The following is a 19,813-nucleotide window of genomic DNA, read 5'->3' as shown; positions in this document are numbered from 1 at the left end:
ACCGAGTGTGCTGGCGGTTCCGCTAGCTTACCTTTCGGTGGTCACCCAGTGGCCGCCAGAAGCTCGGTGACCACCATGACAGACCTCTCCCCAACCAAGCTCACAAAGCGGAGGGTTGATGCTGCGCACCCGGCTGCGACCCGCTACATCGTGTGGGACTCCGACCTGAAAGGTTATGGCCTGCGGATCGAACCTTCGGGATTGAAAAGCTACCTTGTCCGCTATCGCGCAGGACAAGGTGGGCGTGCCGCCCCCAAGCGCTTCCTGAGCATCGGACGTCATGGAGCTCTGACGGCGGATGAGGCTCGCCGGAAGGCGAAGGAAGTCCTCGGAGCTGTGGCGAGAGGCGAGGACCCGGCTGCCGATCGTGCGCAGTTGCGGGCCGCCCTGACGGTGGCTGACATCGCGCAAGCGTTTCTCGCCGAACACATGAAAACGAAACGGAAGCCCAGCACGCTAGGGAACTACCGCCGAGCATTCAATCTGCACATCCTGCCCAGCCTCGGCCGTAAGCTGGGTGAGGAGGTCACCCGAGCTGACGTCGCTCGCCTGCATCATAAAATGCAAAGCCGGCCATCCATGGCGAACTACGCTAATGCCGCCCTCAGTTCGATGTACGCCTGGGCTGCAATACGGCGGCTCGTTCCAGTGGGCTTCAACCCTGCGGCGAAGATTGAGAAGTACCGCGAGAACCAGCGTGAGCGGTTCCTCTCTGTCGAGGAGCTGGAGCGACTTGGTCTGGCCATCCGGACGGCAGAGACGCTGGGCGTGCCATGGGAGCCGAGTGCCGCCAGGAACGTGAGGCATGCGCCAAGGCCTGAGAACCGGCGGGTTAAAATCAGCCCGCATGCGGCGGCAGCGTTGCGGCTTCTCCTTTTCACCGGCGCGCGCCTACGTGAGATCCTGCACCTGCGCTGGGAGCACGTCGACCTCGCACGGGGACTGCTGCTCCTTCCAGACAGCAAAACCGGCAAAAAAACGATCGTTCTGAATGCCCCAGCGCTTCAGGTGCTTGCCAATACCCCCCGCGTGGGCGCCTTCGTGATTGCTGGCGCCAGTGCTGGGCAGTCAGATGAAAAGCCACGATCGGATTTGAAGCGTCCGTGGGAGCTGATCACGAAGGAAGCGGGCTTGGAAGGCGTCCGGCTCCATGACCTCCGGCATTCGTTCGCCAGCGTGGGGGCAGGGGGCGGCCTTGGATTACCGATCATCGGCAAACTGCTTGGCCATTCTCAAGCAGCCACGACACAGCGGTATGCTCATTTGGATGCTGATCCCTTGCGCCGAGCCGCTAACGAGATTGGTGCCCGGATCGCGCATGCCATGGGCGATACAGCGCAGTCGGCGACATAATGGTCAGTACCAATCCCAGCGAGACCGGCCGTGTTGGCTACATTCACACACGGTGAGATCGCCAATCAGAGCGGCGCCGGGCTCTCCTGTGACAGGAGGCGCATGCCGGGGCCATCGTTAAGATAGCTCACAACCAGGACTTAGAGAGTCGCTTTTTCGGGTTGAGGAGCGCGATCAAAAAAAGTGCAACGAAATTCCCTATATAGAAGAAAACAGGAATAACGTTGCATGAATTCCGCTACCCACCAGAACCCCAGGGGAAGGCGGCCCTCCTGCCCATGTTTGTGCCCGAAGTCGCCATTCGGCCCTTTCGCATGTCAAGGTCGCCGAAGAAGTCGTAGTCACAACCTGACCTGAGGTGAGATGCTGCGCTACTGATCCGGCAGGGGCCCGCCTGTCGATGATCGGGATTTCTAGCAGGGTCAGGAAAAGGCCAATCCGCAGAAGGCAGCGATCTCGCGGTTCGGCAGTCTCTGGATGCTGTTCGAGCGCAGCCCCGGTCGAGAGCCGGCTTATTCGGACCCGGTGTTTGCGAGCAAGCAGGGCAGGCACATCACCTCGGTGCTTAACGGCTTCACCGAGTTGCTGAAGGCGGTTTGTCGGAGGGTGAGGCAGGGCTCAGCGCCGGCCAGCGGCCAGCGGCCAGCAAATGTGCGTCGTTGCGACCTTGGCAGCGATGAAGGCGCTGAGTTCGGGCGTGAGAGACGCGGTGATAGTAGCCTTAGAGGGCACGAGGCTCCTGGGGGTGTGATTTCTTCTTACCCTGCTGGTAGGTCACCGAGCCCGGCTTCCAAATAACCTGTGTTGCTGCGCCCGTGCTGTTTCTCATCGGCGTTGGCATCGCGCTGGCCTCCGCCGTGGTCATTAGGGCCATCGGCACGGCTGCAATGCTCAGTTCGGCGTGAACAATTCTCGGTTTCGGCATTTAGCATGTCTTAGCGGCGCCTCACCGCTGCCCTATCCCACAACCTAGCGCGGATCAGGCGCGTGCTTTTACTCAGGTCATGATCAAGAGCGATCCCTATCTGAACACCTATGGCTCGGCTTTCGATCCGGTGCTGCACGGCGTAGCGCAGGGTCTCAGTAGCCTGTTCCCGCCCATGCAGAACTCTCGGCCATCAGACCATGACGAGGATCAGTCTCGTGATGCTGAGAATGCCGCGGCCGAGCCAGCCCAGGATTAGCTTTCCGGCATTCCCACGCACCGCGTGCCGAACCACGTCCTCACTTGCCCCTCTCTCGTTTGATCTCCGCGGAGGTGAACGCGCGTCGGGCGGCCTTCAGGGTCGTGGCGGGATAGCTCCGCGGCTGTCGCGAGGGCACTACGCTGTCTTGCAAGGTAGCCTCGCACGACCGACGATGATGAGCATAGATGGCCCTAACCCACGCAAAGCCCGGTCTATCGCGCCAGCCCGAGATGCTCGCCTGCACGGCGGGCGGGAGCACCACCCGCGAGTAGAGCAAGGCGACTGGATGAGTAGGGGGCGGCCCCACCGGCGCCCACAGGCTGGCGGCGGTTAGATCCGCTCGCCCAAACGTGTGGCCCACGAGGTGTTTTCCGCGCTCGTTGAGCATGCTTTCGAACCACGCGAGTTCCGCTTCAACGCGCTCGGTGAGAACCGGCAGCAGATCGGCTCGCGCATTCATCCTCAGCATCATCACACGCCGTGTTCGTAGCCAGAGCAGCCTGCCGGCTAGGGCTTGGACGGCGGACACGCCGTTAAACAGGATCTCCCGCACGCCAGATCGCGGGTTGCCGAGCACGGCCGCGTAGTAGAATTGGCGGACCAGCGGGCCGATGCGCTTCTCGAAGCGCTGTTCGAGGTCGGGGTCGCCGCCGGGTAGTCCCGTCCAGTTCAGGATGTGATCGCTGCCCTGGATCACCTGCCCGTTCCCGAGATCGAGGATCGGCGTCGTGCGCGAACTTAGACCGAGACGCTTGGCTAGGATCCTGTGTGGCCCTGGCGCCCAGCGCTCCTCGCGATAGACCACTCCGGCCTGATCCAGCGCCCAGCGTGCCCGCTCGCAAAAGTGAGAGGGAGCGAAGGCAATCAGACGAGGTAGCGCCTGAGGCTGTGCCATTGTCATCCAGATTCCAACCGGTCATGCGGTGGAGATCGGAACGCCAGCCTCAATCTAACACGATCTGCCACAGCACCCCAGCGACTGTCTCGCGTCCTCTGACCTCCCCCGTTAATCTGATCGGCAGCCTTGCCGCCCTTGACGCTCGCCATCCTTCTTCTGACGGCTTCCCCATTGTGACGGGCTCAATTTCGGCAGAGCGCTTGCCTGTCGACTCTGACGACACTCTCCCCGACTGGTCATGCGCCAGCAATGTTCCGGCAATGTTCCCTTTGATATTGCATGGCGTCTTGCTGAGGAGAGCCATAGCCATGCACAACACCACTGTCGTTCGCGTCGGCTGGCTCTTCGCCTGCTTCTTCCTCGGAATGCCTGTGCTGCTCCACTGACAAGAGCGCTCTTGGCGGCGTAGGGTAGCGACCGTACACGCCACGTGAGGGTCAAATTCGACTTTCACTCCAGGGCACCTCTGAACGAGGGACCCGATGCGCCTTGAGACGCTACTCGCCGCTTGTCTGCTTGCCACGCCTGCCCTGGCGCAGGACTACAACCGAACCGACCTGATTCGGGGTCTGTGCCAGCCGGATGGCTGCGACGAGTTCAGCGTCATCTCCGTCGATCCAGTGCGGACAACGTCCGAAGGCAGCCTAAAGCGAACCCGGCTGAAGACCTTCCGTGCGAGCTACAGCGGCCGGATCCCCCGTGCTGAGGAGACTGGATACGTCTACTGTTCACAAACCAAGCCCGCGGTGATCGCCGAGAAGCAAGGCCGTACGGTCGGTATTTTGCTCGCGCCCTTCGCCACCGAGGATCCTCGCGAGACAGTGCGCAGGTACACCAACTTCACCGCCACTTACTTCGCGATCTGCCATGGCTCTGAGGCCGGAAGGAGAGCGGTCCGCGATCTGCGCAGCCTTGCGCAGTCGCTCGGGTACCGGGTACCCGCCACGCGCTCGCAGGTCGTCGACCTAAAGCGGGCCGAAGACATCATCACGCACGGAATGGGAGGCCAGCCGATGGCAGCTAAGCCGGAGTGGACGCGGTCAACCGAGACACCGCCCAATGCAGGAGCACCTGAGAGCAACACGTCGAGCAAGGGGGGCGAGGAGCGGTGCGGAGAACTGTCTGAGGCACTGGGGCTATGCGCGATGACGGCCTTCGTGAAGGAGCAGGTCTCGGCGTTCGGTGATTGACGGTGCATGGCCCGCCGGCTCTCGCCCCTCCTTCATGCAGAACCGTTGCCAGGGTCCGCTGAGAGAAGGCCGCCCGACGTTGAGTTGAAGTCATCTTCGAGCAGCGACCGCAAGCGTACGAGCGTGTCTCGCTGCTGATGATTGGGGCGAGCCGAGGTCAATCGGTCGTCTATGGCGTTCAGAAGCTCGAACGTGTCCGAGTCGGACATCACCCAGGCTGCCTTCATCGGCATGGCGTCCTCCACGGCCACGCTTGCTCACCGCTCATTTGAGGAGCGACATCTTTGGTCGCAAGAGCGAACCCTTCATGACAGCCAAGCGGTTCCTCTCGCTTAGGTGAGGACGCCGAGCCGTGACAGCCAAGTGCGGTACATGTCCGGCCACATCATCTCCGGCGTGGCGGGCCGACCCATCCCAAAGCCATGACCACCGCTCTCGAAACGAACAAGCTCGACAGGCACGTCGGCCTTTAAACACGCAGCTTCCAAGATGCGCGTATGGGCCGGTTTGCAGATCGGGTCGTCGTCGGCTTCAACCAGGAACATGGGCGGGCAGCCCCGCTGTACATGCGTCTGAATCGACCACTCGTCACGAGCCTCTGGGCTCGGATGATCGCCGATAAGCTCATGGCAGGTCGAGGTGTGGTCCAGCGGCGGCTCCAAGGTGACGACGGGATAGATCAGGGCAGCGAAGTCGGGCCGAGCGGATTGATCGTCGATCTGGTCAGTGGCGGGATAGGTGTGGAAGTCGGAGCGCACTGAGGCCAATCCGACGAGATGCCCTCCGGCTGAAAACCCCAAGACGCCCATGCGCCGCGGATCGAGATGGAGCGTGGCAGCCATGGACCGCATGATCCGGATGGCTCGCTGAGCATCTTGCAACGGCGCGAGTGGGCCATTGTGCCAGCCCTCGCGGGGCAGGCGATAGGTGAGAATGAAGGCGGTCACACCCTGGTCTGTCAGCCAGTGGGCAGCAGGGCGCGCCTCGTTGGCCATGGCGATGTACGTGTAGCCACCACCAGCAGCAACTAGAACGGAAGCACCGTTCGGCTCACGGGGCGTGATCACCTCAAGGAAAGGGCAAGCCACATTCGAGATGGTCTCTGACGCGCTCACACGGGCAGGTCCGACAGGGCCACCGCCGCCGGGAGGATCGCCCGGCCAAAGCTGTACGCGAAGCGGCGACGTTTGTGCCGAGACTCGGTTAATGGCCGCGGTAGTCGCAGCAGCGATCATGAACTTTCTGCGGTTCAGCATGGTGATCTCGTCTGAGGGCGCGCACCTCTCAAGCGAAAATCGGTGACGCGCCCGTCCAGGAGATAATCACCGCGAGCCATGCATGGATCGAGACTGTAGTGTTGGTACCGACGAACTCGGTTGCCTCGCTGACGTTTAGGTAGCGGCAGCCGCAACGCGCCAGGAGGCGTCTCCTCGCACCAGCCACTCCCGCAGCTTCGTCCAACGCCGTTTCGTCTTCCCGCTTCGCACAGCCATGCCGATGGCCTTGCGCTGGCCGATCAGCACCACAAGTTGCTTGCCCCGCGTCACGCCCGTGTACAGCAGGTTCCTGGCGAGCATGTTGAAGTGCTGCGTCACAATCGGGATCACCACAGCCGGGTACTCCGAGCCCTGGCTCTTGTGGATCGTCGTGGCGAAGGCCGGCACGAGCGTGTCGAGTTCGCCGAACGGGTAGATGACCTCGCGGCCGTCGAACGTGACGATCACCGCCTCCTCCTCGTCGTCGATCCCGGTCACCATGCCGAGATCGCCGTTGAACACCTCGCGGTCGTAGTCGTTCTGCGTCTCCATCACCCGGTCACCGGGCGCGAAACGCCAGCCGAAGCGTTCGACCTGCGCTGGCGGGTTCGGGTTGAGCACGCGCTGGAGTTCGTGGTTGAGGTTGCGTGAGCCCAGCGAGCCCCGCAGCATCGGGGTGAGGACCTGCACGTCGCGTACGGCGTCGAGACCAAAGGTGCGCGGGATGCGGTTCGTGACTACCTCGATCAGCTTGGCAACGCCGATCTCGGGATCGTCGATCTCGATCAGGTAGAAGTCGGCCTTCTCGCCCGGACGGGGCTTCTCGGGCATCTGACCGTGGTTGATCCGGTGCGCGTTGACGATGATCCGGCTCTCGGCTGCCTGCCGGAACACCTCGGTCAGCCGCGCCACAGGCACGCGCTCGGACGCGATCACGTCGGCCAAGATCTGCCCTGGCCCGACCGAGGGTAGCTGATCCACGTCGCCAACGAGCAGGAGGCCTGCCCGCAGCGGCACCGCCTTGAGCAGCGCGTTCATCAGCGGCACGTCCACCATCGAGGTCTCGTCGATGACGAGGAGATCGCAATCGAGCGGGTTCTCCTCGTTGCGCGTAAAGCCGCCGTGCTTCGGATCGATCTCAAGCAGCCGGTGAATGGTCTTCGCCTCCAACCCGGTCTGCTCAGTCATGCGCTTGGCGGCGCGACCTGTGGGGGCGGCGAGCAGCACGTGCACGCCTTTGGCCTTCAAGATGCGCAGCACCGAGTCGAGGGTGCTGGTCTTGCCCACTCCTGGTCCGCCCGTGATGACGCAGAGCTTCGAGCCGAGCATCAGCCGCACGGCCTCGACCTGTGAGGGCGAGAGTGTCTTGCCGGTCTTCTGCTCGACCCAAGGCCGCGCCTTGTCGAGGTCGATCTCGGGCCAAGGCGGCGTACCAGTCGCGCGCGCGATCAGCCGCTCGGCAATGATGCGCTCGGACGCGTGTAGCCCTTTGAGGAAGACGCAGGTCTCGCCGTCCACCGTGTCGGCAACCACCTCCTCACCGCGCAACTCCAACGCAATGGCCACTCGTATCAGGTCGGCATCGACCTCCAAGAGCTTTTGCGCGAGCACGACGAGCCGTTCGGTGGGCAAGCCGCAATGTCCCTCGTCCATGGCCGTTTGGAGCGCGAACGAGACACCCGCCCGCAGCCGCTGCGGTGCCTCCTTCTCCAGTCCGAGCTTCATCGCGATGGCATCGGCCGTGCGAAAGCCGATGCCGCGAATATCACGGGCCAGCCGATAAGGGTCCTCGGTCATGACCTTGATCGACTCGTGGCCGTAGGTCTTGAAGATGCGAACGGCCCGCGCGGTGCCGACGCCGTGCGCGTGCAGGAAGATCATGATCTCCCGCACCGCCTTCTGCTCGGCCCAGCCGCGCACGATGCGCTCGGCGCGTTTCGGGCCGATACCGCCAACCTCCTTCAGCCGATCAGGCTCGACCTCAATGATCTCGAAGGTGTTCTCGCCAAACAGCGCCACGATGCGCTTGGCCATGGCCGGGCCGATGCCGCGCATGTAGCCGGACGCGAGGTACTTCTCGATGCCCTCAGCCCCGGTCGGCGGCGTCGCCTTGAGTGTGTCGGCCTTGAACTGAAGCCCATGCTGGCGGTCAGAGAACCAGATGCCGGTGGCGGTGATCCACTCGCCTGCGCCGATGGCGGGTGCGTGGCCGATCACCGGCACGAGATCGCGTTTGCCACGGGTCTGCACCTTCAGCACGCAGAAACCGGTCTCGGCATTGTGGAAGGTGACGCGCTCAACCGTGCCCGCCAGAGCCTCGACCGGCGTGCCACTCTCAACGTACTTGGGGCGGACCATCTGGTTCACCGGTTCCCACTCCCACTTAGCTTACGCGAGATCGTCGCAGTCTGGCGGCCGGATCGACGAGCTGTGCACGCGAAATTCGTTCCTTCTTTGTTCTCGCACTGGAACTGTTCGCGACCATATAGCGACGTTCAGGTCGTCCCCGGAGCCTGCTGTAGCTAAGATAGTTGCGGCATCCCTGCGGGATGAAGCGCGTGAAAGCCTGCGGGATTGCCGCCCAGAGATCCGGGATCGTGCGGGGTGCTGCGCTGCGCAACAGCGCCTTGAGCTTTGCGAAAGCCTGCTCGATCGGGGTCAGATCAGGGCTGTAGGAGGGAAGGTACAAGAGCCGCGCTCCCACTGCCTCAATGGCGTCCTGCACACCGGCGACCTTGTCGCTACGATGCCAAAGCTGCTCCGCGCCAGTAGGCTCAGCATCAGGTCGGGTGCAGCAGGCCCGGCCGATCCATGATGTGCATCGGCTCGGCTATGGCAATCAGCGAATGATCACAAGCTCTTCAAGATGACACCGAGTGCCACCACAACGTAAGCGCCGACGAAGAACCACGTCCGGAACTTCACGACGGTGTGTCCGATCGTTGGAATGCGCAGGTAAAGGCTCGCGATAGCGAGCCCAATGAGCGCGGCAGCCTCAAGGAAGGTCAGGAGGCGCGGAGACGAAAGGCGGAGCATGGCGCCATCCTCACCCCGCATGGCTGAGGGGTGGCCATGCAGCTCCCTTGGAGTAGCGAGAGGCAACCCTGCTAGGGAGTTTGGCGAACGAGAGCGTCGCTCCCGGGTGCGATGGGGACGGTAGGAGCAAAGATCGCGACCGGCTCCTTGCGTCCGGCAAGAGGCTCTCGGCCGATCTCATGCCAGGCATCGCGCTCCGATGAGCCCTCGACGGCAGCCTCAGAAGCCAGAATGGTCGCACCATACCGCTTGGTCGCTTGCTCAAGCCGTGAGGCGACATTCACCGCATCGCCCAGCACCGTGAATTCCATCCGCTCCTCATCGCCGATGATACCGCAGAAGACCTCGCCGACGTGGATGCCGATCCCGATCCGCACAGTTTGCGGCAGTTCGCGCGTCGCGTTCCACGCTTCGACCATCCGGACCAGATCGTGCCCGAAGGCAAGGGCCCGCCCCGCATCGTCGAGGCCTTCATCCGGCACGCCGAACAGAATCAGCGCTCCATCGCCGATGAACTTGTCCACGACGCCATGGTGCTTGCGCACGCAACTCAGGATGCGCGTCCGGAAGGCGGTGAAGAACTGCGACAGACGCTCGGGATCCATGCCCTCGGCCATTCCGGTCGAGTCGCGAATGTCCACGAAGACGATCACAGCCCTCTGGCGGCGCCCGCGGCGAAAATCAACGTCGCCTGCTGCCAAGCGAGGTGCGATCTCGGCAGGAAGGAAGCGTGAGAGACTGGCACGCCCAACAGCGTCCTTGACGGCCGAGGACAGGAGCCGCCGCGAGCGGACGATACCAAACGCTGTCGCCACGCCGGCCAGGAGAAGCAGCGTGAAGCGCATCACGTTGACTGGCATCGAGAACAACTGGGGCCGAGCTGGAGCGTTCTTCGCGGCGGGATCCATAACCAGCCGATGCTCAAGCCCGATCGCAATGCCGATCAGGCCGAGCGCCAGGAGAGCGATCGCGCAGAGCTGAACCTTAACGTCGTAGCGCAAGGCTCCGACTGCTAGAACCAGAGGCACTGCCCAGACGATAGGGGCTGACGGCAGCGCATTTCCGGGCAGTTCGCGTTCGCCGACAGCAAGGCCTGCAATGACGAGCACGAGCCCAACGTCGAGAACCATGAACAGGTAGGCGAAGCCATGACGCCAGCGCTGCGGCACGGCGAGCACGATGCTTACTGTACCGACGACCAGAAAGCCGAGTGAGGCGATCTAGGCGTTGTGCTCGAAGACATCGAGAGACACGCTCGTCAGCTGATGCAGCACCTGGCTGGCTGCGATCACGGTCACGAAGACGCAAGTCCCGATCGCAACCCGCAGCCACCCGATCAAGCGCTCCGCCGCGACTTCGTGGCGCCGCATCAGCGAGGTGACGAGATCGCCTTCCAGTGAGCCCGTCGGGATGCCGATGTAAGGCTCTGCCTCACGGGGAGGATCATGTGCACGCAGACTGGGCCGCATGACGGCTACCTGGCTCCTCGACTCTGCAAAGAGAGCCGCTGCTGGATTAGAACATGGCGCCGGGTATGCGGCTATAACTCCTTGCCGGAGCGCGTTGCGTTGCCACCCCATTGAGCCTTTCAGACAGTGAGCCCACAGGCATGCGAGAAAGCGTGACCGGAGCGTGCACGCCGGAGAGCCTGCTCTTCGGTGAGGGTGTTGCCGGCACGCTTGTCCACATCTCTGAGGTACTCCCGGGCCTTGCGTGTGGCTGCCGCTGCCCGAGCTGCGGGACACTCCTGGTGGCGCGTAAAGGCGAGCAGTTGGGGCACCACTTCGGGCATTGCGGCACTGCAGACGAGCGCGCCTGTCGAGGCGGCCCGGAGACAGCCCTGCACAGGTTCGCTAAAGAGCTGCTCGCCTCCAGGCTCGCGCTCATGCTGCCCCCTCTGAATCCGGATGGTAAGACGCAGGTCGGTTACGCAGGCAGCCCTTTCCGGTTCGACTCAGCGATCCTGGAGCATCGGCTCGGTACCATCATCCCCGATGTGATCGTACGCCGAGGTGCACGCGACCTGATGTTGGAGTTTCGCGTCACACACGCCTTTGACGCCGACAAAGTCGCCAAGATCACGAGCTTGGGCACCGCAGCTGTCGAGATCGATCTCTCTGGGCTGCTGCGAACCTCGTCACGGAACGCGCTCGAGGATGCTATCCTTAACCAGGCTCCGCGCCGATGGCTGTACAATCCGAAGCTCTGCCGAACGCCGGCTCCGGCCGGGCCAGCCAAACGCCGCCCCGCGCCTTCGCCGAGCCGATCGACGGCTACTCTCGAACGCGCCTACGCAGCCGCCTGCCGTGAGGCGCATGCGATGGGCACCACAAGCTTGGCCAGCAAGCGCATTGAGGCTGACGGGCTCTCGCGTGCGATCGGCATCGACGTTGTTGGGATGGGCTGTTTCCGCGTCTCACCTCTTGACTGGCAGGCTGTGGTTTTGGTGTCCGTGCTCGATCGTGCTTTGGCGGGCCGCCCCGGCGTCCTTCTCGGAAAAGTGGCTCTGCAGCAGATCCGAGAGCGCGCATGGCTACACGCCCGCTTCAGCCGGCTCGCGGGAGCTGAGGCAGCAGCACTCTGCACGGCTGTGCCGTCATTCGCGCCACCGGCTGAGGCAATTGCCGCTTGGGCAATGGAACTGTCGCGGCAGGGCATCCTTGTACCGAGCAGTGCGCGAAATCAGTGGGTTGTCCGACGCGAAACGCTGCAGCTGGTGCGTGAGGCGTGCCTACGCCGGTCAGCAAGCGCGACAGGTCCCACCACTCCGGGTGCTCAGCGCAGTTCACGTGGTCCGGTTTAAGTTCTCGCTTACCTTGATCCGCGAGGTTGGCGGTCTGGATCAGGCAAGGGAAACGACATGGCCGACACGATCGACACCGTTGGGATCGCGGGCGACCGCATCCGCTCCATCATCGAGCGCATCGAGAAGGTCGAGGAGGAGATCAAGGATCTGATGGAGGCTAAGAAGGAGATCTTCATGGAAGCCAAGAGCGAGGGCCTCGACGTGAAGATCCTCAAGGAAATCCTCAAGCTGCGTAAGCTCGACCAGGACGAGCGCGATGAGCACGAGACGTTGCTCGAGGTCTACCTGCGCGCCATGGACGCGCCAACTCCAGTCCCGATCGCGCAGGCTGCTTGACGGTCGCCAGAAGAGCCGAGCCTTCATGCTGCTGTGGTGGTCAGAGCATCTCCACGGCAGCACGCACCATCTCGTCGTTCACGTCGATGTAGCGCTGAGCGGACGAGAAAAGGTCGACGGCCAGCGAGCATCATGATGGCTTTGGGCGATATGCGAGCGTGAGTCAGGCGCGTGAAGAATCAGCGCCGGTCTCTGTGACTTGAGCCGCTGTGCGGACTGGCTTGATCATACCACCAGACAATCATGCGGTTAAGGCTACTGCATAGAGGACCGTGCAGCTTCGCAGATGCGCGAAGTGCCGCATTCCTCGATGCGCGATGGCTTCCCAACTCTGCAATTCAGGCCAGAGAGTGGGAACGTAGATCCAGACATGCAGAGCTTAACGAGTGGCGGGCGGCGGATCGAGGTGGAATGGTTCGCTGCCTCCGGCGGCTCTGCGGAGATTGCGAGAGGAAGTTCCGCCAGGCCTGCCGTTCTGCTTCTTCATGGTGCAGATGGCTTGACCTATGCCGAAGGTTATCGCCTGGCCGCCCGCACGATCGCAGCCTCGGGCTACCACATCGCCTTCGTGCACTATCTCGACCGGACCGGTGACCGACGCGTCGCCTATGGTCGCCTCCAACAGGACTTCCCGCTCTGGGCAGAGTCAGTGCGCGATGCGGTGGAGTGGTTGGCAGATCAGCCTGACACCGATGCGCAAAGGCTCGGCATCGTGGGGATCTCGCTAGGTGCGGCCCTGGCCTTCACCACGGCGGCGGTTGAGCCTCGGGTGCGGGCGATCGTTGACTATTTCGGTCCCTTGCCGGACGAGCTCGCGCGTGAGCGCCCGCGCCTGCCCCCGACGCTGATCCTGCACGGCGGCGTAGATCCGATCGTGCCAGTCTCCCATGCACGGGCGCTGGAGCGGCTTCTCCAGGAGCAGGGCACACCGCACGAGATCAGAATCTACGAAGGCCAGGGCCACGCCCTCACGGATTCTGCGCAGCTCGATGCGGCCGCGCGCGTGACACGCTTCCTTGGACGACACCTTCAGGCTGCTTCAGCTGAAGGCGCCACCGGTTTTGCGGGAGCTTAAGACGCAGCACCATCATCCTCGAACGGCTCGCGCGTAATGCCTTCGTCGGACGCATCGGGTGCATCGGCCTGTTCAGGCATATCAGCGGCCATCTGTGCGCCCGACACAACCGCTTCATCGGCCTCAACTTCCGCTGTCCCAAAGGGAAGAGACCGGCTCCGGCCCAAGCCACGATCCAGTGCTAGCTGGGAGCGTTGGGCTGAGTAGGCCGATGCCGTCATTGGGTAGTCGGCCGGCAGCCCCCACTTGGCCCGATACGCATCGGGCGTGAGACCAAGCTTGGTGAGGTGCCGACGCAGCGTCTTGTAAGCTTTGCCATCCTCGAAGCTGACTAGGCCCTCCGGCCGAATCGAGCGCCGGATTTCAGCGGCGGTAAGCGTCCGCCGCACCTCGGTCGGCTCAGCCGAGCCGCTGCTGAGCCTGAGCAGGCCCGCGTGCACGTCTCTGAGCAACCCTGACAGCTCGGTAGCCTGAACGTGGTTGCGCGTGACGTAGGCCATGACGATCTCGATTGCGAGCGTCACCAGCCGGTCGTGCTTCACGATGTCCGCAGCCATGTGTGCCTCTCCTGCCGCTTCCGAGCAGCAGCGAGGTACCACGCAGACGGCCTGGATCAAGTCACCAGAGAGCGCGTGGCAACCGCCGCTTCCAGCGCTCGCCACGGCGCAGGGTTAAGGCCTGCTCGGCGCGCCGTCCTGTGCCTGCCAGAACCGAGGCAGGTCGAGCAACCACGGCCGACGTCTCCGCCGGAGTGAAGACGGATGCAGGCTTGACCCGCGGCTGGGTTGCTGACGCGGCGCGAGACGGCTGCGCAGCTATCACCTTGGTCTTTGGCTTCTGCTCGCGCTTAGTAAGCTGCTTGAGACGCCGAACACGCGGCAGGCGCTCTTCTGCAGGCACCTCGGGCACCTCCGGCGCCTCGGGCTCTATGGGCATCGAGAACGTTGGCACCAGGCTCGGCAGAACGCGTCGTGCCGGCGCTTCGGGCTGAACAGGCTCAGAACGAGCTATCGGCGCAGGCTGCATCCGTTGCACTTCAGCAGGCTTGTCATCCGCGATCAGCGGCAGTCCCTGCCAGAGGTTCTGTCCCTCGCGGGAGCGTGCGGTCGCGTCGGTGAGCGACGCACGGGACGTACGGGTGTGCGTGACTTCGACCGTGAACGGTCGCGCGCTACGGCGCTTCATGTGTGTGGAAATCCTGAAAACGTCACGCTCAGCCGCGCAAATCGCGCTGACGACGTTCGCCCATCTTATGCGAGGCAACAGATCTTTGTCGAGGAAGCTCGAAGCGGATATATCTGGCGTCCTTTACAAGAAGGCATGCGCACGGAGCTCGCGGATCGAAGAGGCTGCATCGCGATGGTGGATGAAGATGCCGCCAGCTTGTATCCAGAGGTGACGGTACTTCTCGCGATCGTCCACCAACGCATCACCTGGATGGCAATGCTCCCGCTTCAACGCCGCACTCGTGGTGATCACCTCGACGTCAGGAAAGTGCCTCTCTGCCCAACGGCGCTTCTGCGGCTCGGCCCAATTTCCGCGTGCTAGGCCTGTAAGGATGATCGGCTGGAGGTGGCGCACGGCCTCGTAGAGCTCCACGGCGTCTGGCAGCAGCGGGAGCTCGCCAAAGAAATCCTCAAGCGAAGCCAGCCTGCTCCAAAACCGCTGCAAACCGAAGCGCCGCTCGAACTCCTTTGGCGGCATACCCAAAACCTGGGTGGCGCCAGCGTCGAAATCGGCCAGCACCCCGTCGCAATCCAGGAAAACCGTAGGCATCAGAAGGACACGACCTCGCACACGCATGTCGGCTGATCGTATGACCAGCGCGTGTGTCAAAGCATTGCTTCAGCGTCAAGCTGTTCGGATCTGAGAGAGATGGTCTGCCAAGGGGAGAGGGCTGACCTTGGGCGCTTACAAGCTCTTCGAAACCACGCCGATAGCCAAGAGTACATAGGCGCCGATGAAGAACCAGGTCCGGAACTTCACGACGGTGGGTCCGATCGTTGGGATGCGCAGGTATAAGCTCGCGATGGCGAGCCCGATGAGCACGGCAGACACAAAGAAGGTCAGGAGCCGCGGGGGCGAAAGGCTGAGCATGGCGCCATCCTCGCTCCGCATGGTTAAGGAGTGGTGAAGCAGCTCTCTAGCGGTGGCGAGAGGTAACCCTGCTAGGGAGTTTGGCGAGCAATTGCGTCGCTAACAGGTACGAAGGAGACGGTAGGAGCAAAGATCGCAATCGGCTCCTTGCGCCCGGCGAGAGGCTCCCGGCCGATCTCGTGCCATGCATCGCGCTCCGATGAGCCCTCGACGGCAGCCCCGGAGGCCAGAATGGTCGCACCATAGCGCTTGGTCGCCTGCTCAAGCCGTGAGGCGACGTTCACGGCATCGCCCAGCACCGTGAACTCCATCCGCTCCTCATCGCCGACAATGCCGCAGAAGACCTCGCCGACGTGGATGCCGATCCCGATCCGCACGGTATGCGGCAGTTCGCGCGTCCCGTTCCACGCTTCGACCACCCGGACGAGATCGTGCCCGAAGGCAAGGGCACGCCCCGCATCATCGTGGCCTTCATCCGGCACGCCGAACAGGATCAGCGCCCCATCGCCGATGAACTTGTCCACGACGCCATGGTGCTTGCGCACGCAACTCAGGATGCGCGTCCGGAAGGCGGTGAAGAACTGCGACAGACGCTCGGGATCCATGCCCTCGGCCATTCCGGTCGAGTCGCGAATGTCCACGAAGACGATCACTGCCCTCTGGCGGCGTCCGCGGCGGAAATCAACGTCGCCTGCTGCCAAGCGTGTCTGGTAGCGGAACGTTGTTGGGATCGGGTGCATTGGGCGGTTGAGGAATACGCCTGGCGCTTTGACGGCTTGCGCCGGGCTCAGTCTTCCCGGAGGGCCCGCTGATGCTTGCCATCCACCCGAATGCCCGCACCACCCCGGCTGTCCGCGCCGAGATCGCCCGCTCACAGGAGAGCTCCAGCGTCCTGGCGAGCCGCTACGGTGTCTCCACCGAGACCATCCGCAAATGGCGCAAGCGCGGCCCCACCGACTGCCAGGATCGCTCGGCGCGGCCGCACAAGCTGCCCTGGAAGGCGAGCGAGGAGGAGCGCGCCATCGTCTGCGCGCTTCGTCGCGCCACCGGCTTCCCGCTCGACGATCTCACCTTCATTCTCACGCACTTCCTGCCGCATCTGAACCGGGACGCCGTGTACCGCATCCTCAAGGCTGAAGGCCTAAACCGCCTGCCGCCGTCCGAGCGCACGCGCAAATCGCACGGTACGTTCAAGGACTACGAGGTCGGCTTCGTGCACATGGACGTGAAGCACCTGCCCAAACTGCAGGATCGCGATCGCGTGCTGCGCAAACGCTACCTCTACGTCGCCATCGACCGCGCCTCCCGCTACGTGCACCTCGCCGTCAAGGACAACGAGACCACCGCCTCGGCCGTGGCCTTCTTGGACGAGGCGCTTTCAGCCTTGCCGTTCCGGGTCACGCACGTGCTGACTGACCGTGGCTCCTGCTTCACGGCCGATGGCTTCAAGCACGCCTGCGAGCGGCACGGTGTGCAGCATCGCAAGCCGAAGCCCTACACGCCCCGCACCAACGGCATGGTGGAGCGCTTCAACGGGCGGGTGCAGCGGGAGGTGCTGGGCATCACCCTCTACAGCCACCAGGATCTTGAGACGCTCCTGTCCGGCTTCAACCGCGCCTACAACGGCCGCCGCCAACGTGTCCTGAAGGGCCGCTCACCCGACCTGGTCCTGCGCGAGCGCCTGAAAGCAAAACCCGAGCTGGCCAAGCCCATCACCAAACCGCCTGACCCGGACGCGCTTCCGAAAGTGCTCAAGGTTGTAGCAGCCGCCAAGGAGGTCTCGCATCCAGACACGCGCCGAACAACATGAGGTTCCAATGCCAATGCTCTCGCGCAGCAACAAGGCCGAGATCGCTTGAGATCATCAAACGCGGCCATCTGCCTAAGCTTTGCAGACTGCGGTCTGAGGCTCTCGGTCTCGATCCATCATGCAAAGTGGTATCGCGCGGGCCGGAAGCTTGGCGTAGTCTTTACGCGTTGAGCGTCGCCAAGGAGAACGTTGTGTGGCCCCGCGCTATGCCCCGCAGCTCAAGTCGGCCGCAGTGAACGAGATTATCTTTGCATTCAGCGCACTCGCGCACTTTGCTGCCCGGGTGGCCGCTTCCCCAGGAGCCGCTATGAGGACGATAAAACTGCTGCTTGGCTGAGGGGGTGCTTCCTGTCAGGCGTGCTGCTGACCACAGCCTGTTAGTTCGTCCAGCTGCGCTGTTAGAACCGGGACCTTAAGAGTGATCTGCAGTTCAATACCTAGCGCCAGGTGAAGTCATCATGCAAGCGCGCCATCCCTCTCGGTCGTTCCGCAACTCGGTCCCGGCGAGACTTGCGCTTTTTGCCTTGCTCTTCGCCGCGGTCGTTGGGGGCGTGCATGTGTTGGCGCTCGACCGCCTTCTGCAGGTCCGGGAAGTGTCAAGCGACGTTCGCAATCAGTGGCTCGACTCGATCAGTGTTCTCTACAATGTCGGACGACATCTTTCGGACCTCCGCGCCTCCGAGGCCGATGTTGTCTTCATTCCCGATCCCACGCATCGGGAAAGGCAGGCAACTGAACTGCCCATCCTCACGGACCAAGTCGAGAAAGCGATTGAACGGTACAAACTACTTCCACACGGTCCCGAAGAGGACCTGGTCTTCAACGCTCTCCTGCAGAATTGGGCCGAGCACGCCGGCCACGCACGACAGCTCGCATTGCTGACGCAGAAAGGACAGGGCGATGCGGCTGCCGCGCTGTATGACGGGGCCGCTAGGTCGAGTTTCCAAGCCGTGCGCGATCGAAATCGCCGACTCGTTGATCTCAGTACTGCGAAGGCACAGCGCGCCAGGAATTTGACCGCTCAGGCCTTCACTGACGCGGAACGCTGGATCTCCGGCCTTATCTTAGGGGCTGGAGTCCTGTTCGCGGCTCTTGTCGTGTATCTCTGGTGGTCCGTTTCACGTCCCCTGTTCGAATTAGAAGGCCTGATGCGGCGTCTCGCCGCTCAAGATACGAACTTCACGATCCGGTTCGAAGGCCGCCGGGACGAGATCGGCGAGGTAGCGCGAGCGCTAGTCGTCTTTCGCCGCAATACGATCGAGCTCCTTGACTCGCGCAAGCGCCTCTCGAGCCAGGCGGAGATCCTCGCGGGCTCCTTGGCCAACGAGCGCGCGCTCGCGACGGAGCAGCGGAATTTTATCTGCACCATCTCGCACGAATTCCGCACTCCACTGATGGCGATTGACGGTCACGCTCAGCGTCTGATCGCCACGAGGGAACGTGCGAAACCTGCTGAGATTGCCGGCCGCGCCGAGAAAATTCGCGCGGGCGTGTTCCGGATGACGAGCCTTGTCACGAGCCTGATGGACGCGATCGAGCTTGTGCGTGGGGATCTGCGAGCGCGAATGCGTCCATTCGATCTCAAGGAGATGCTCGAAAGCCTCGCTCGCTATTACGACGAAATCGGAGTTGGTGGAGGGTTGCAGGTGCGCATCGAGGAACTCCCGAGTGAGGTAAGGGGCGACTCGGAGCTCCTCTACCAGGCCTTCAGCAATTTGATTTCGAACGCCTTCAAATACTCACCCGAGCAGGGTAGCGTTAGCCTCAGTGCGGGCGCGAATGACGGCATTGTCGAGATCGCAATCGAGGACCGCGGCTTAGGTATCCCGCGTGGCGAGATCGACCGGATCCGGGAGCGCTACTATCGGGCCAGCAATGTTGGCTCCATCCCGGGCACCGGGATGGGATTGCACCTGGTCGATGAGGTCGTCCGGCAACACGGAGGCCGGCTCGAAATCCAGAGCGAGGAAGGCAGGGGCACGCGCATGGCGGTGTTCTTGCCCGCCGACAGCCCTGGCGAGGCAGCGGAGCTCAGTCATGCACAGGATCTTGTGCGTGGAGGATGATGAGGAGACGTCGAGCCTTCTGGCGGAGGCTCTGATCGAGCTCGGCTATACGGTCGAGCTCGCGTCTGACGGCGGAGGTGGTCTGGCTCAGGTTCTCGCTCGCCCCCCCGACCTCATCCTGTGCGATGTTCGAATGCCGCGCATGAGCGGCTTCGAACTGCTGGAGCGCGTGGCTGCCGCAGGGACGAGCTTCGCCGAGATACCGTTCGTGTTCCTGACCGCGCTGGCAGACCGCGACAGTGAGCTCGCTGGACGCCGGCTCGGCGCGGACGATTACCTGACCAAGCCGGTCGATTTCGAGTTGCTCGGCGTCGTGGTCGAGAACCGGCTGAGGCGCCGGCACGACCGCTTCGGAGCGCCATCTGACATCCATCTGACTGACCGCGAGCGGGAGGTGCTGATCTGGATCGCGCGCGGCAAGACCTCTGCCGAGATCGCGATCATTCTTGGTCTGCGTGAGCGTACGATCAACTTCCACTGTGACCAGGCCATGAAGCGTCTGGACGTCGTCAACCGCACCCAGGCGGTGGCCAAAGCCATCGTCCAGGGTCTCATCACCAGCTGAGCGCCCCTGCTGTGCTTGAGATGGCCTTCACGTTGTCGAGCAAGGCCGCGATGAGACACGTGGTGGCTCATGTTAGGCAGCCACGCCCGCAGCCTCCCGCCACGTCTCGAACGCCTCGGTTCGGAAGAGCCGGTGCAT

20 protein-coding genes and 1 pseudogene are annotated in these 19,813 nt (G+C 63.1%); 8 read left to right on the top strand and 13 right to left on the bottom strand.

Annotated elements, in window-relative coordinates:
• Positions 1 to 75 precede the first annotated feature (75 nt).
• Positions 76 to 1,353, top strand: coding sequence for a site-specific integrase (locus F6X53_RS04240; RefSeq protein ID WP_150997544.1), 1,278 nt, complete (start codon positions 76 to 78; stop codon positions 1,351 to 1,353).
• A 1,224-nt stretch (positions 1,354 to 2,577) separates the two neighbouring features.
• Here the strand turns inward: F6X53_RS04240 and F6X53_RS04235 are convergent.
• Entirely contained in the window at positions 2,578 to 3,435 is an 858-nt protein-coding gene (locus F6X53_RS04235) for a glutathione S-transferase N-terminal domain-containing protein (RefSeq protein WP_191970691.1), read from the bottom strand.
• A gap of 485 nt (positions 3,436 to 3,920) precedes the next feature.
• On the opposite strand from F6X53_RS04235, the gene F6X53_RS04230 reads away from it, so the two are divergent.
• Positions 3,921 to 4,628, top strand: coding sequence for a hypothetical protein (locus tag F6X53_RS04230; protein ID WP_191970690.1), 708 nt, complete (start codon positions 3,921 to 3,923; stop codon positions 4,626 to 4,628).
• Between the two features lie 32 nt (positions 4,629 to 4,660).
• Here the strand turns inward: F6X53_RS04230 and F6X53_RS04225 are convergent, their stop codons facing one another.
• From F6X53_RS04225 to F6X53_RS04195, 7 genes and pseudogenes are all read right to left on the bottom strand, one after another.
• The gene (locus F6X53_RS04225) at positions 4,661 to 4,861 is read right to left on the bottom strand and encodes a hypothetical protein (protein ID WP_150997541.1); all 201 of its coding nucleotides are present in this window, start codon (positions 4,859 to 4,861) and stop codon (positions 4,661 to 4,663) included.
• Positions 4,862 to 4,960: 99 nt separating this feature from the next.
• The gene (locus tag F6X53_RS04220) at positions 4,961 to 5,884 is read right to left on the bottom strand and encodes an alpha/beta hydrolase (protein WP_150997539.1); all 924 of its coding nucleotides are present in this window, start codon (positions 5,882 to 5,884) and stop codon (positions 4,961 to 4,963) included.
• A 135-nt stretch (positions 5,885 to 6,019) separates the two neighbouring features.
• Positions 6,020 to 8,242, bottom strand: a complete 2,223-nt coding sequence (gene recD2, locus F6X53_RS04215) for an SF1B family DNA helicase RecD2 (RefSeq protein WP_150997537.1) — start codon at positions 8,240 to 8,242, stop codon at positions 6,020 to 6,022.
• A gap of 129 nt (positions 8,243 to 8,371) precedes the next feature.
• Positions 8,372 to 8,621: pseudogene (locus tag F6X53_RS04210) on the bottom strand (transposase); the annotation flags it as partial.
• A gap of 113 nt (positions 8,622 to 8,734) precedes the next feature.
• Positions 8,735 to 8,920: a hypothetical protein gene (locus tag F6X53_RS04205; RefSeq protein WP_150997535.1), complete on the bottom strand. Its 186-nt coding sequence runs from the start codon at positions 8,918 to 8,920 to the stop codon at positions 8,735 to 8,737.
• Between the two features lie 71 nt (positions 8,921 to 8,991).
• A complete protein-coding gene (locus F6X53_RS04200) occupies positions 8,992 to 10,098 on the bottom strand; it encodes an adenylate/guanylate cyclase domain-containing protein (protein ID WP_150997533.1) in 1,107 nt (368 codons plus the stop codon).
• 42 nt (positions 10,099 to 10,140) lie between these two features.
• Positions 10,141 to 10,389: a hypothetical protein gene (locus F6X53_RS04195; protein ID WP_150997531.1), complete on the bottom strand. Its 249-nt coding sequence runs from the start codon at positions 10,387 to 10,389 to the stop codon at positions 10,141 to 10,143.
• A 281-nt stretch (positions 10,390 to 10,670) separates the two neighbouring features.
• Between F6X53_RS04195 and F6X53_RS04190 the strand changes: the two genes are divergently transcribed.
• The 3 genes from F6X53_RS04190 to F6X53_RS04175 all read left to right on the top strand — a co-directional run bounded on the left by F6X53_RS04190 (position 10,671) and on the right by F6X53_RS04175 (position 13,137).
• Positions 10,671 to 11,723: a hypothetical protein gene (locus F6X53_RS04190; RefSeq protein ID WP_238298541.1), complete on the top strand. Its 1,053-nt coding sequence runs from the start codon at positions 10,671 to 10,673 to the stop codon at positions 11,721 to 11,723.
• 57 nt (positions 11,724 to 11,780) lie between these two features.
• Positions 11,781 to 12,062, top strand: coding sequence for a DUF2312 domain-containing protein (locus F6X53_RS04185; RefSeq protein WP_150997527.1), 282 nt, complete (start codon positions 11,781 to 11,783; stop codon positions 12,060 to 12,062).
• A 310-nt stretch (positions 12,063 to 12,372) separates the two neighbouring features.
• On the top strand, positions 12,373 to 13,137 hold the full coding sequence (locus F6X53_RS04175) for a dienelactone hydrolase family protein (RefSeq protein ID WP_342353991.1): 765 nt from the start codon (positions 12,373 to 12,375) through the stop codon (positions 13,135 to 13,137).
• On the opposite strand, the gene F6X53_RS04170 is transcribed toward F6X53_RS04175, so the two are convergent.
• The 5 genes from F6X53_RS04170 to F6X53_RS04150 form a co-directional block, all read right to left on the bottom strand.
• Positions 13,134 to 13,694, bottom strand: a complete 561-nt coding sequence (locus F6X53_RS04170; RefSeq protein WP_150997523.1) for a Ros/MucR family transcriptional regulator — start codon at positions 13,692 to 13,694, stop codon at positions 13,134 to 13,136. The genes F6X53_RS04175 and F6X53_RS04170 overlap by 4 nt on opposite strands.
• A 61-nt stretch (positions 13,695 to 13,755) precedes the next feature.
• Complete coding sequence (locus F6X53_RS04165) at positions 13,756 to 14,322, bottom strand: hypothetical protein (protein WP_150997521.1); 567 nt, start codon at positions 14,320 to 14,322, stop codon at positions 13,756 to 13,758.
• A 123-nt stretch (positions 14,323 to 14,445) separates the two neighbouring features.
• On the bottom strand, positions 14,446 to 14,913 hold the full coding sequence (locus F6X53_RS04160; RefSeq protein ID WP_150997519.1) for an HAD family hydrolase: 468 nt from the start codon (positions 14,911 to 14,913) through the stop codon (positions 14,446 to 14,448).
• 135 nt (positions 14,914 to 15,048) lie between these two features.
• Positions 15,049 to 15,234 carry a hypothetical protein gene (locus tag F6X53_RS04155; RefSeq protein ID WP_150997517.1) on the bottom strand — a complete coding sequence of 62 codons (186 nt, stop codon included), beginning with the start codon at positions 15,232 to 15,234 and terminating at the stop codon, positions 15,049 to 15,051.
• A 71-nt stretch (positions 15,235 to 15,305) separates the two neighbouring features.
• Positions 15,306 to 15,935 (bottom strand): adenylate/guanylate cyclase domain-containing protein, encoded by a 630-nt coding sequence (locus F6X53_RS04150; protein ID WP_191970689.1) that lies wholly within the window; start codon positions 15,933 to 15,935, stop codon positions 15,306 to 15,308.
• Between the two features lie 110 nt (positions 15,936 to 16,045).
• On the opposite strand from F6X53_RS04150, the gene F6X53_RS04145 reads away from it, so the two are divergent.
• The 3 genes from F6X53_RS04145 (at position 16,046) to F6X53_RS04135 (ending at position 19,675) form a co-directional block, all read left to right on the top strand.
• On the top strand, positions 16,046 to 17,044 hold the full coding sequence (locus F6X53_RS04145; RefSeq protein WP_150997513.1) for an IS481 family transposase: 999 nt from the start codon (positions 16,046 to 16,048) through the stop codon (positions 17,042 to 17,044).
• 458 nt (positions 17,045 to 17,502) lie between these two features.
• Positions 17,503 to 19,110 carry a sensor histidine kinase gene (locus F6X53_RS04140; protein ID WP_150997511.1) on the top strand — a complete coding sequence of 536 codons (1,608 nt, stop codon included), beginning with the start codon at positions 17,503 to 17,505 and terminating at the stop codon, positions 19,108 to 19,110.
• The gene (locus F6X53_RS04135) at positions 19,100 to 19,675 is read left to right on the top strand and encodes a response regulator transcription factor (RefSeq protein ID WP_238298551.1); all 576 of its coding nucleotides are present in this window, start codon (positions 19,100 to 19,102) and stop codon (positions 19,673 to 19,675) included. The genes F6X53_RS04140 and F6X53_RS04135 overlap by 11 nt, the downstream gene beginning before the upstream one ends.
• The last annotated feature ends 138 nt before the right edge of the window (positions 19,676 to 19,813 follow it).

It is taken from the genome of Methylobacterium soli (assembly GCF_008806385.1).
In the GTDB taxonomy this organism is placed as follows: domain Bacteria; phylum Pseudomonadota; class Alphaproteobacteria; order Rhizobiales; family Beijerinckiaceae; genus Methylobacterium; species Methylobacterium soli.
The sequence above is the reverse complement of the archived record's forward strand: the minus strand, read 5'-3'. Positions and strand labels throughout refer to the sequence as shown.